This window comes from Microcoleus sp. S36a_B3, from assembly GCF_036700745.1.
Lineage (GTDB): Bacteria > Cyanobacteriota > Cyanobacteriia > Cyanobacteriales > Microcoleaceae > Microcoleus.
This window is the reverse complement of the sequence record NZ_JAUBPN010000007.1, coordinates 216,308-228,400: the sequence shown is the minus strand read 5'-3', so window position 1 is coordinate 228,400 and position 12,093 is coordinate 216,308. Positions and strand designations below refer to the sequence as shown.

General features: G+C 46.0%; 14 protein-coding genes. 11 read left to right on the top strand and 3 right to left on the bottom strand.

Going from position 1 to position 12,093, the window contains the following annotated elements; translation table 11 throughout:
* Positions 1 to 4 precede the first annotated feature (4 nt).
* Together QUA01_RS10845 and QUA01_RS10840 are read left to right on the top strand one after the other, a co-directional pair.
* Positions 5 to 1,444: a hypothetical protein gene (locus tag QUA01_RS10845; protein ID WP_333090793.1), complete on the top strand. Its 1,440-nt coding sequence runs from the start codon at positions 5 to 7 to the stop codon at positions 1,442 to 1,444.
* Positions 1,444 to 2,769, top strand: a complete 1,326-nt coding sequence (locus QUA01_RS10840) for an O-antigen ligase family protein (protein WP_333090794.1) — start codon at positions 1,444 to 1,446, stop codon at positions 2,767 to 2,769. Before QUA01_RS10845 ends, QUA01_RS10840 begins: the two co-directional genes overlap by 1 nt.
* Positions 2,770 to 2,789: 20 nt before the next feature.
* Here the strand turns inward: QUA01_RS10840 and QUA01_RS10835 are convergent, their stop codons facing one another.
* Both QUA01_RS10835 and QUA01_RS10830 read right to left on the bottom strand, forming a co-directional pair.
* A complete protein-coding gene (locus QUA01_RS10835) occupies positions 2,790 to 3,089 on the bottom strand; it encodes a hypothetical protein (protein ID WP_333090796.1) in 300 nt (99 codons plus the stop codon).
* 49 nt (positions 3,090 to 3,138) lie between these two features.
* On the bottom strand, positions 3,139 to 3,750 hold the full coding sequence (locus tag QUA01_RS10830) for a DNA-3-methyladenine glycosylase (protein ID WP_442921557.1): 612 nt from the start codon (positions 3,748 to 3,750) through the stop codon (positions 3,139 to 3,141).
* A gap of 21 nt (positions 3,751 to 3,771) precedes the next feature.
* Here QUA01_RS10830 and QUA01_RS10825 point away from each other — a divergent pair, with 21 nt between their 5' ends.
* A complete protein-coding gene (locus QUA01_RS10825; protein WP_096830678.1) occupies positions 3,772 to 3,894 on the top strand; it encodes a hypothetical protein in 123 nt (40 codons plus the stop codon).
* 298 nt (positions 3,895 to 4,192) lie between these two features.
* On the opposite strand, the gene QUA01_RS10820 is transcribed toward QUA01_RS10825, so the two are convergent.
* Positions 4,193 to 4,711, bottom strand: coding sequence for a pentapeptide repeat-containing protein (locus QUA01_RS10820; protein WP_333090799.1), 519 nt, complete (start codon positions 4,709 to 4,711; stop codon positions 4,193 to 4,195).
* A 511-nt stretch (positions 4,712 to 5,222) separates the two neighbouring features.
* Here QUA01_RS10820 and QUA01_RS10815 point away from each other — a divergent pair.
* The 8 genes from QUA01_RS10815 (at position 5,223) to QUA01_RS10780 (ending at position 12,073) form a co-directional block, all read left to right on the top strand.
* On the top strand, positions 5,223 to 5,726 hold the full coding sequence (locus QUA01_RS10815) for a hypothetical protein (RefSeq protein WP_333090801.1): 504 nt from the start codon (positions 5,223 to 5,225) through the stop codon (positions 5,724 to 5,726).
* A 101-nt stretch (positions 5,727 to 5,827) separates the two neighbouring features.
* Positions 5,828 to 6,142: a translation initiation factor gene (locus QUA01_RS10810; protein ID WP_333090802.1), complete on the top strand. Its 315-nt coding sequence runs from the start codon at positions 5,828 to 5,830 to the stop codon at positions 6,140 to 6,142.
* Between the two features lie 268 nt (positions 6,143 to 6,410).
* Positions 6,411 to 7,814, top strand: coding sequence for a hypothetical protein (locus QUA01_RS10805; protein ID WP_333090803.1), 1,404 nt, complete (start codon positions 6,411 to 6,413; stop codon positions 7,812 to 7,814).
* Between the two features lie 110 nt (positions 7,815 to 7,924).
* On the top strand, positions 7,925 to 9,064 hold the full coding sequence (locus QUA01_RS10800; RefSeq protein WP_333090805.1) for a transposase: 1,140 nt from the start codon (positions 7,925 to 7,927) through the stop codon (positions 9,062 to 9,064).
* A 326-nt stretch (positions 9,065 to 9,390) separates the two neighbouring features.
* A complete protein-coding gene (locus QUA01_RS10795) occupies positions 9,391 to 9,864 on the top strand; it encodes a hypothetical protein (protein ID WP_333090806.1) in 474 nt (157 codons plus the stop codon).
* Positions 9,861 to 10,370, top strand: coding sequence for a hypothetical protein (locus tag QUA01_RS10790; protein ID WP_333090808.1), 510 nt, complete (start codon positions 9,861 to 9,863; stop codon positions 10,368 to 10,370). Before QUA01_RS10795 ends, QUA01_RS10790 begins: the two co-directional genes overlap by 4 nt.
* 74 nt (positions 10,371 to 10,444) lie before the next feature.
* Complete coding sequence (locus QUA01_RS10785) at positions 10,445 to 11,089, top strand: hypothetical protein (protein ID WP_333090810.1); 645 nt, start codon at positions 10,445 to 10,447, stop codon at positions 11,087 to 11,089.
* Positions 11,090 to 11,875: 786 nt separating this feature from the next.
* Positions 11,876 to 12,073, top strand: a complete 198-nt coding sequence (locus QUA01_RS10780; RefSeq protein WP_333090812.1) for a hypothetical protein — start codon at positions 11,876 to 11,878, stop codon at positions 12,071 to 12,073.
* Positions 12,074 to 12,093 lie beyond the last annotated feature (20 nt).

Here is a 12,093-nt window from a genome sequence, read left to right as displayed (position 1 = left end):
GGCTATGTCACAGCGAAATGCTACCACAACATACATCTGTACGATCTCAATAGCTGCATTCTTTACAACCGTTTCAAGCGGGGAAGTTTGTGCTGCACAACTGAGTTTTGATGTAATCGTCAAAAATGAAGTCTTAGGTAATATTAGCCTGGAGACAAAAACTAGGCCTGTCCCAGCAGGAACCGAAGATGCCATTGATGGTCAATTTGTTGCTACTAAAAATGACTGGAAAAATTTTCTCGGCGTCGATCATCTCAACTGGCTTCAAATAGTAACGCAAGATTCAAATCCACCCATACCTATTGACCCCCGCTTCGCCAATAACCCCCTAAAAGTCCCATATATAGATACCCCACCATCTGGTTATCTTAGTGGATGGGCTGACGAGGAACCTTGGTACTGGAATGAATACAGAATTCCAGAAGAATTAGAACCATTTCTACCCTGGAGTGAATATACCCAGCTAGCATTACAGAGTCAAAACAATGGTCAGATTTTAAAATTCTCTGACGTGCCAACTGGTGCTATTCAAGCCAATAATCTCAAGTTTGAGACATTTTTGGTCGGTGATTTCGGCAACAAAACCTACGATTTTTTAACAAGTTTTTCCTGGTCAATTTCCCTCACGGGAGGCACTTCAACTATCACAGAGATCAAACAAGGTGCAACATTTACCAAACAGTATGCCAACCTAGTTGAGGAACAGTTTGGGTACAAAAAGGTAGAAAAACTTCCTACGTACTTGTACTCCAGTACCCTATCCCCAGGCAAGATTGACTCTTTTACAGAATCTGCACTTCAACCCTCAGCACCTTTTGTCGCCTGGACTAATAACTTTCCCGGTATCAACCCACCCAAGAAACCCGACACAATTTTAGGAGCATTTAACCAATCGGGAAATCTGATTGCAGTGAATGACGACGGCGGGCCGTTTGGAAGCAATTGGGGTTCAGGGATTAAAAGTTCTGTAAACAAGGACGGTTCTCTCAAACTCAAGGTGAGTGGCTACAACGACTTCAACTTTGATGAGCGTAATGACTTTAGTGGCGGCCCATGTAACGGCGGTAGCGGTGGTGGTGGATGTGTACGCAATGCACCACATCCTCAAGTTGGAAAATACGACTTAGCTGTCAAGATGTATCAAGATTACCTTCCTTCTCGCAGTAGCGTTTCTACATCTTCGAGTAATGTTGGTACGAATACAAGAACCTTCGCTGCTAGGAGTATAAACCAGGAAATGTCTTTTTCCGAAAGCGACGTTTCTGACATAGCAAGCCTTTACAGCGACGACTTACCAAACGAAAAAGCCTCATCTAAACAAGCCGAGGAGGATGCCCTTGCCGCCGCAGCCGTTCCCGAACCAACCACCGCATTAGGAACTTTATTTGCTCTAGGTGTATTGCCTGTAATTAAAAGACTCAAAAACCGGAAAAACCAAGAGTAATGAAAACCCTCTACACCCTGCTGTTTGCCCTCAGCATCATTCTCATTAACCCCTGGGGAAGCAGCCGGGGTCTCATCTGGACTTCCCCCAAAGTATTAATTATTTGGCTAATATTAGGAGTCAATCTTGCCCTATTATGGGAACAAAGAAAAGCCCTAACCATTCCCCGACAATGGAAAATCTCGCTAATACTTTGGACAATATTTCTCTCAATCGGAGCTATCTCAACTTTACAAAGTCCTTTCCCCTTAACCTCTTTCTTCGGTCAAGACCAAATGGGAGACGGCTGGCTCTACTGGCTGTTAATCGCCGCCTTCACCCTCAGCAACAGCTTGCTCTTAACCGTACACCCGCAACTCATCAATTCCCAATTCCAAGGACTGCTAATTGGCGGCATCATCCTTTCTGTTAGTATCTTCCCCCAAATCATCGATTGGCGGATCGACTACACCGCCACAATGGGGCAAATTATCAGAGCTGATGTTAATGCCAGCAGCATATTTCAAGGGCAACAACCAATAGGATTGTACTCCCATCGCGGCCACGCAGCCATAGTTTTAACATTAATAGCAATTACTGCTATTGTCGGTTGGTTTGGGAGATTTACCGCAACTAAATTAACTGCAATTACTTTGATTTTAACTGTTCCCGCGCTGCTGCTAACTTCTACCCGAAGTGCTATTTTAGGTTTGATGGTTGCGAGTGTCTATTTGCTCAGAGGCAAATATTACAAAATCGTTGCAGGCATTGCTCTTATGGGTGTAATCGCCATTGCCATCATGACTGTCAGCAGACCCCTAGATTGGAGCAAACCTTCGATCGCCCAAATCATGTCTAGCCGATCGCCCATGTGGACACTTTCAGCCCGTGGCATCAAAAAACGCCCGCTACTTGGATGGGGATTTGATGGTTTCGGCATTGCCTATCCCTACATCAGAAATCCTCAACTAACTCCGATTGTTGTAAATTTAGATGACTTTACTTACAACTATATTAACATAAAAAGTGAAATCAGCACTAGAGAAATCCCTACTTACAAAGCTCACAATTGGATTCTGGATACTACTTTGTCAGTTGGTATCTTAGGGCTGCTGGCTGCTATTGCACTTTGGGGATATTATGTATGTTTAGCGCTGAATTCGTCTATGCGCGGTATTGAAGCTGTTGCTATTGCTTATTTAATTTTTACTGTCACTTGGTTTGACTGCGCTCAATACGCACATATTGCCTGGTGGATTCTGAGTCTCGCCGCAGTTAAATCTGCTTCTTTTACTCGTTTTTATCGTTTCCGATCGCAGTCTGGGCAATGGGTAATTACTAATTAGCAATTACCCATTGCCCAATCTTACATTTCCTGCATCAGCCGCAAATAGTTTTGCCGCATCTGCGTCATATTTTCCATCATTCGATTAGCCATATCTTTCTCAACATCGCTCATTTGCTGCCAAAATAAGGCCGATCGCCTCGCCATGATAGCTTCTTCCCACAAAATCTCCAAAAGTTGCGCCGCCATAGGGTTTTCAGCATCGATAATCCCGCACAATTGCTCGAAGGCTCGGTTCGCTTCGGTGTGAGTGTTGACATCCTGAACCAGGCTTAGGCATTTTTTGAGTTGTACGATCGGATTTTCAGAAGAGTAAGCCATAATTTCACTAAGATAAGCGACAAAATTTACAGTGATACCTTTGACATTACTAGAGTTTTGACACAGCCGTAGAGTTCCCTACATACCATCGCCAAGGTAAATCAATTCCTTGAGAAATCCCGATCCGCGTAGTTTGCACAAAATTTATTGTACTCTCCTCCACGGCTTGCTGAAATTGCTCGCTCCGGTGTTCCAACCGCAGCGGGTGGCCTGCATCTAAGGGAGAACCGCTGAAAGTTCGATCAATCTCCAGCACCTTACACAGTTTCCCAGGCCCGGCGGCGAGGCGCGATCGCTTTTTTTCGGGAATTCCAGCGAACCCCTTGGGAAGCGCATCTAGCTGCAAAGCTCGAATCAGCACACCGCTAGCAACCCCCTCTGCATCCGTCACCACGTTAAAACAGTGATACATCCCGTAGATTAAGTAAACGTAGCAGATACCCGCAGGCCCGAACATCGCCTGATTGCGAGGAGTGCGCTGGCGGTAAGCGTGACAAGCCGGATCTCCGGGGCCGTAAGCTTCGGTTTCGACAATAATTCCTCGAATTTCTTCGCCATCAGGAAACTGCCGCACCAAAGCACAGCCCAGCAAATCTGGCGCTACGCCCGTAGACGGGCGCGCCAGCCAAAAATCTTCTACAATCTGAGTATTTTCGCTCACTAAATCAGGAGACACTCAATTATGGACGTTAAGTTAGTTTTAGCAGTCTTGACAGCAGTTTTCACCGTTTGCTGTTTGTTCTTCGGTACAAAAAACGGATTCTATGATAGCGACAAGTATCACGGTAACGGTTCTGCTCACTAATTTTAGGCGATTGTTAGTTGTTTAAAAAAAAAACCGCTGTCTGTTATTGAGATGGCGGTTTTTTTTGATGAACCACAGAGGCCGCAGAGGACACAGAGATTGATGAGAAAACACAGAGCTCAAAGATTGACAAAAATTTCACAAATGATTGTGGGGCTGATGTCTGTTATTGAAATGGCGGTTTTTTTTGATGAACCACAGAGGCCGCAGAGGACACAGAGATTGAGAAAACACAGAGCTCAAAGATTGACAAGAATTTCACAAATGATTGTGGGGCTGATTGCTATGTTTGCTTTGATTAAGGGTGAATGTTCCCATCGGGCATTTTAGTACCCTGCAATTTAGTATTCTCGAAATCGGCGCATCCCGGCAGATTTAAACGAATTGTAGCTCCTCGGTCTGTTGATTTCATGTTCAAACCAACTGCGGCATTTTCTGGGTTATTTTTTTCGGGAACAGCACTGACATTAAAATCCATATTTGCTGCTTGACCATTAGTATCAAGATTGAAACTTATGCCGCTACAGCCTAAATCTGCTCCGGTCAGGTTGGCTTTATTCAAGTTAGCGTTTTTGAGGTTGGCATTCGCCAATTTTGCTCCTGATAAGTTAGCACCTTCTAGGTTGGCTCCCTGCAAGTTAAATCCTTGTAAGTCCATTGCTTTCAAGTTGACATTGCTGAGATTGCATTCGGGACACTGTTTGGTTTCGAGCAATTGCTTGACTAGGTTTTGTTGCTTAAAATCAGGTATGTATTTGGTCGCAGCTAATAAAACTGCGATCGACAATCCAACGGTAACTATATTTTTGGTTTTCATAAAAACTCATAAAAGCTGCGGCGGCTTTCTATCGCGGTTAATTATTAATACAAGAGTGCGATCGACATCTCCAGAATTTCTACGAAAAAATTGCCTCGATATCAGACAAGCTCGGAGGTGCAATTAAACACTGCAGGAGTGATAAATCCCGCTTCTTTTCCTTCGCCAGTGCTGCTTTGGGTTTCCGGCTCGCCTCCGTCGGCTTGACTTGGCTCGCTTTCTGGCCGCAAACGGATTTTTTTTTAGCAGAGGTGGTGCATTTGTATATACCTGCGGACTGAAATCAAAGAAACTTTATTTATATCCCTGGAGTGAGCCGATCTTAGACAGATGTGAAGATGATTAAACACAAAGGAAATACTTTACCTGCGCTGTTGGAAGTTCTCGGCAACTAATTTTGGCAAAATTGCTGCGATCGATGAATTTACTTAAAAAACCGTTGGCAGCAGCTCAGGTTTCCCAACCTAGCCAAAACACACCCTATCTGTAATCCCGACAATTCGGAGCGGCAATGAACACAATCAAACCCGAACCCAGAAGATCGCGCTTCATGGCTCTGCTGCTGACAACGCTACTGACATTTCCGCTTTTGAATGCTTGCGGTTCTGGCCAGCAAAGTTCCACCCCCCCGCCTCCTGTTGACGACACTCGTGCTGGAGGAGTGCAAACTAATCGCGCCCAGACTCCTTTGCCACAAGCGAAAAAAGGCTTGAACAATGCTCAAAAAGTAGGGATTACTTTAGTAGGAGCAGCAGCCCTTTATTACCTTTACCGCCAGCACCAAAACAAGCAAGAACAGGGGCCGCAGGGAAAGTATTACCTTTCTAAAAACGGTCGCGTTTACTACCGCGATGCCCAGAATCGCGCTCACTGGGTAACGCCCCCGCCTGAAGGAATTACAGTTCCTGAGTCCGAGGCGGCGCGTTACCGCGAATTCGAGGGGTACAACAACCAAACTACCGGCCGAGACCTCAAAAGCTTGCCGGAAGCTACAAGTCCTGTTCCAGCACAATAGCCTCATCATTTGAGATGGTCACTGCCGCGATTTTTAATTAAATCTGGTATTCCAAATCTAAAACACCAGTTTTTCAACCCATAAAACAGAGGAAGTTTATCATGGTAGACGGATTTTTGCGTAAGTTAAAAGATGCGATCGTCGGGCCAGACAGCGAACAAGTCGATCCTGATGCCAATTATGACGATCGCGCGAATGCCGGACAGTTCGGCAACGTGCGTCCGGCCAGCGAAGACCCCTACGGCGACCCGGCGGACAACGTAGCGAATGCCGGACAGTTCGGCAACGTGCGTCCGGCCAGCGAAGACCCCTACGGCGACCCGGCGGACAACGTAGCGGATGCCGGAATGTTCGGCAACGTGCGTCCGGCCAGCGAAGACCCCTACGGCGACCCGGCGGATGAGGAAGTTGTTTGAGTTGAATTAGTTGGCTAGAAATTTTACCTGGTAAGCAACAGCACTCCTGCGGGGGTGTTTTTTTTTGCTGTTCTTTTGCTAGTTCTCAAAAACGGAGAGGGTGGGATTTGAATCAAAGACTCGCTCTTGAATGACGATTTTCCGTCGTTCTAGCCATTTTTTGCACCCACTCTGAAAGTCCTGTTTTTGATTTGAGCGAACACTGAGCGACTTGCTGTAGGCTGAGTGCATCAGTCAAACTCAGCACTGTCAGAGTAGGGAGCGAAAGATGAGCGAAAAGTCTAATCCTGTCACTGCAAGTACCACCGCAGACTACCTTGTTGGTTACGAGCGGATTCTAGACTACTTCCAACAAGCACAGAAAGAATGCCCCAAAGGCGTAGGGCTAAAAAAAGACAGGAAAGCTAGCGGTGGTTACATAACGCTGCAATTCAAGTTAGGTGACAAGCGTGTCAATAGAACTTGTGGGTGCTACTTGACGATGCAAGGTATCACTGATGCTCTGAGGAAGGCTCATCTAGTTGCTAGCGCTTTGCAATCCTTCTCTAGCGAGAGTCGATTTTTAGTCTGGTATGATGATGTTATTTTGGATAAAAACGTTATCAAAAATGATTTGATGACGTTTGGTGAGGCGATAGCGAAAGTAGAGAAAGAATACTGGGAGGGACGTACCAAACGCCGTCAACAACGTGACAGGAATAATGCTAGCCATCAAAGCTCTTGGGGATGTGTTTACGGACAATATTTTAAACTGTTACCCAGGGAGGCGGTTATAAACTCAGCGGATATTTTGGCTGTCATTCACATCAAGAAGCAAGGAACTAAATGCTTTAAGAACTGTTTGTGTGCCATGAAAAAACTAGCTGAGACTATTGGCGATACTGAGTTGCTATGCAGACTTAAAGAAATTGACGGTACACAAACAGAATTTCGGGAAGACCTTCAAACTTTATCAGTGGATGATTTTCTCAAGCTTCGCATTCAGGTTCTCAGTGTCTCAGATGATAAGCGATACCACCTGGAATCGCGTAAACGGTGGCTGTGGGTATTCTCGATGCAGATGGTGTATGGCTTTCGGGTTCACGAAGTGTTTGCTGTTCAGAACATTGACAAACCTTTTAAAACAAAGGATGGCGTTATTATCCCGGCACTGATTGAGCCAAGCAATATAAAGATGATTGCTGTAGTTGGTGACAGAACGCTACTCGATACGACGACTAAAACTGGCTACCGACTGTGCGTGCCGATGCTTCCTCCTACTCATCTCGACTTGATAGAGTGCTTAGAAATTAAGTCAGGTAAATTACCTGAGATTGGAACGCTATCAAGTAATCCGAAAACAATTGCTGGACTATATAGTGACGGCGCACAAAATTTTTTAAGAAGATGGAACAAAGGCTTTACTCAAATCCACGCTTTACGCCATCTCGCTAATCTCAGTGGTCAAATGGCTGGGATGTCTCAAGAAACAAGAGCTAAAAGTTTGGGGCATTCACCACAGATGAATGAAACTGTTTACAAGCGTCGCGCTAACACTGAGACGACGATTGATTTATTAACTCAATCTACGAAGGAAGCTATTCCTTTGGGGAGTGCAATTGGGGTTCTTAAACAGTTAGGAAGTGACTGGAAAAGCTGGTTGACTGACAAAAGTCAGTCAAGATCGGGATAAAAGCTGACCCAGACTGGATTAAAGAGAAAAAGAGGGATAAACTGTTTTTAACCAAAAAACCAGTATGAATCGAAATGCTCGATCGCCCCTCTCATCTTCATCATAAACTAATGAAATTCGCAGGTCAATACAGTCAGTGGTCAGATTTAAGACATCTAGGAGTGATGTGTTGGATGATGGTTGGTTTGATTGTAGAAGGCAAGGTAAATCTAACCAAATGGATCGACCATGTTTGCACCAAAGCACAAATAGCCCAAAGCACACAACGAAGATTGTCTCGATGGGTAAATAATCCTCGCATCAACCCAGCAAAACTTTATAGTCCTGTAGTGAAAGCCTCCTTTGCCAACTGGAAAGACTCAGAAATTGATCTGAGTTTTGGTACCAGTATGTTATGGGATAAATATTGCATCATTCGGATCTGTGTTGTACATTTGGGCAGAGCGATTCCGGTGGGCCCGCGAGTAATCAAACACAAAAGTAGTAGTGTCAAAATCGATACTTATCAGGACCTCCTCAAGCGTGTCTCTAGGCTCCTACCAGTCGATGTCAAAGTCATTCTCTTGGCTGACAGGGGGTTTGCCAATGCCGAATTAGTCCGTTATGTCAGAGAATTAGGCTGGCACTGTCGAATCCGGATTAAAGGCAATTTTTGGCTGCGTCATCCACGGCAGGGGTGGCAGCGAGTGAGTCAATTTCCGGTAGCCATCGGCGAGGCAAAACTGATCCACAACGTTCAAATTCACAAATGTAACTCGCTCACAGATGTCCATCTAGCAATTGCGTGGGAATCTACGAATGGCGAACACTGGTACATTATTAGTACAGAACCTACTACTCTCCAAACTTTTCGGGAATATGGCCAACGCTTTACCATTGAGGAAAATTTTCTGGATGATAAATCCTCTGGATTCAATCTCGAAGACTCTAAACTCCGTTGGGTTCCAGCTCTTTCTCGACTGTGCTTGGTGTTAGCGATGACTACTTTGTTCTTGACTGCTCAAGGTGTTGAAGTTGTCATTTTAGGTCAGCGTCGCTGTGTAGATCCACATTGGTATCGGGGTGCTAGCTACTTGAAAATTGGCTGGAGTTGGGTCAAACAAGCTCTGAACAAGGGCTGGAATTTAATTTCTGTTATCTCTTTTTCTACTAATATTGACCCCGAACCAGTCAAGGCTTCTCGTTTACAACATCAGCAAAGAACTTACCGAATTGAGTTTCAAGCTACCACTGTAGTTTGGGCTAATTAAACTTTTGTCAGTCAATCAGCGGGAAAAGTATCAAACTGCTAGCTGCTATTTACGGCATTACGCCCGACGCAGTGATGGAGTTGCTTGCCGAATAATTTGAAACAAAGCTTTACAGTCTCTGTGTTGACAAGGAACTGTAAGTCTGCAATCGTGAGTAACTAAGGAAGATTGATGCGCGGTTGACGAGCACTTGCAATGCTAGCCAAACCACGACTTCCCCAAACCGTTCATCGACAACGTTTGGAGCCTATAAATTATGCCACTTTCAGCCGATTGTCCCAAGGGGCGATCGCAACACTTAACGTTTCCGGGTGCGGGGGCTAGCCATGACTGAGCCTCCCGTACATTACCGCCGCATTGACAAACTCAAGGCGATCGCTTTCGAGCGCGGTTTCACCAACGAAGACGCAAAGCAGTTTGGGAAGCTTTCCAAGACTTCCACATGGGAAGCGCTGCTAGAGCTTTATCTTGTTGACGGCGAATCACTAGACAGTGTAGACACTGTAGACATTACTCTCAATGTTGTAGACACTGCAGACACAATACCTGAATCCTTTAATACAGAAGCTGTAGACAGTGTAGACACTAGCTGGACTAACGACGGTTCCTTCCCCGTCTGCGACTTTACCCGCCAGACTTCCACCAACTTTTTAGAATGGGTTGATTTCTCTCAACTCATCGCACTCGCACTCGCATCGGCGGGGGTCTTTGTGCTGGCTATGAGTTTGTGGCAGCACATCAACCCCCTCAATCTATTGCCTCCTGTCAAAGTCAACATTCAAATAGGGACAAAATTATGAGCTTACAACTCCGACTGTTTGGCGGCGGAAAAACTGCTGCCGATTTAGCTACCACCAACGACGGCGGACACGCGATCGACAAATCTAAAGTCCTGCAATCAACCGCACCCGGAGTCATCACGCCGACAAATCCCGGCAATTTTGGCTCAATCCGCACAGTCCCCGTGTTGCCCGAACCGCGCTATTTTGATCGCGAAGAAGCCGATCGCTTGAAAGAGCTTGCCAAAGAAAAGACAGACGGCGCTCGACAATCCAAACGCGCTTACAAAGCTTTGACCAAGATTGAAGTGGCGGACAAAGTAGTACACAAAGAGCATCGCAAATACGAGGGCGCGGTTGCTGAAAACGAATTAGGCAAGAAGCGCGCCGATACTGGACTGGCTAAAAAACTGCACGGCTTGCGCCCTGGTTATGCCCGACTGGGTTTGGGGATTGACAAAGCTGACAGCGATGCCCGCACTCGGATTGACGCAATCAAAGCCAAACTCACAGCGGGGATGAACTAATGAGAGCGATGTATCTGGCTAATTATTTCTGTGCCGGCTGCATCGCTTCCTCCCTTCTGGGATGGGTTCAGTCAGTGGCTCAAAATTTCTGTGCAAAATCTGCAAGCTCTGTTGCTGGCTGGCTTGGCTATGACAATCATCGGAGCGGGGGTATTTCTATGCAGCTAAAAATGTGGATGCTCAGCGGTGCCGCTCTGACTCTGTGGTTAGCACCGCTTACGGCTCTCGACAAGCGTGTCGGCTGGCATAAGTCAATCCAGGGCTTAAGCCTTTGCGGTGCGATTGCTTGCGCGGTCGGTGCTGGGAAAATTGCCTCCCAGTTGGCTGATGAAAATGAAATCGAGTTTTTAAAAATTAGAGCAATCAAGGCAGATGTCGAGGATGAGATTGCTACGGAAGTTTATGTGAGCCAACAACAACGTCAACAGGAAGCGGAACAAATCTTCAACCCGCGCGAACGGCTTGAACGTGCTTTAGCATTGACTTCTGCTGATGACGGCGAGTCCGAACCGATCGGAACGCAACAGCTAGCTGAACTCGATAAGAACTCCGAATCTGAACGCGCTGAACGGGCACTTCAACTCAAAGCTAAGGGCTGGGGCAAAGCTAAAATCATCCTTGAAATTTGGGGCATAAGCAAAGGCGGCTCTTCCAAGTACAAAGCTGCCGAAGCCCAATATGAGCAATTCATCAACCAACAGGAGGAAGAGGAAAAATGAAAAAGCGGGCCGGGGGGGGCTGGTTTAGGGTCTGCCCCCCGGCCGCTACATCAGAATTTAAGGCGCCGCAGGCAACCGGACCTGAGTAATACCCGGTAATACCCGGTACACTCTTTAACAAGTAGAAAAAAAGCCCAATAGATAATATTAGTTAAAAAATAGGATAAAGTAGATAGTAAACAATTCACCATCTACTTTGATATGTTTTTCAGCTATTTGACTCTCTAAGCTTTCAGGCTTATTCACTAGCGGGATTTTTTCGATGTTCCGCTAGCAAGCTCTGCCGAAGTTGCACAGATTCCGCCGGAACTTCGGAAAAATAGCCGCAACCCTCTGGCACGTTGTACGATTTAAAAATTGGTGGAATCCTAGCCTTGAGCGATCGAGGTGCATCCAGTAGGCAGCCCAAGAAATGCTTTGACAAGAGAAAGAGTAGGCGCGATTTGTACCAGTTCGGCTGTATGAATCCGGGAATCTCCCAAAGTAGGTTGCTAGGAAGGACGGGTTACACCCGATAAACAGACAGCACCGTGATCAGGCTGCGAGTGCATACAACCCACCACAAACTGAGCTGGACTCTCATTTGCACGAGGATGACTGGCTTTCTATCGCAGGCAAAACGCATTCCTTTGATGCTTGGTTTTGGATGGCGATATAAGCTGGTTCCATTTAAGCTTTCAATTTTTCAAAAACTCAGTAAACACCAAAAAACCGCTGCTCTCTAATTGGAACCTAGCTTGCAACGGCTTTTTGGAATCATTCCCGGCTAGAGGTCGGGCAATAATCATGTCTGCACTCAATGATAGCAGCAATTTTTCCTCATTCCTAGTACCAGCTCCTGTCAACCCAAAACACCTCGCCGAGTGGGTTGAAGGTTCAGCCGTATCAGAAGCGATCGCCCGTCTCAACATCGAATCGCTAGCGGCCAAAAAACTCAACGAACGCATCCAGCCCAAAGAACCAATCAAAACAGGTGGTTGGTAGTGTCGCAGCATCAACTGGCG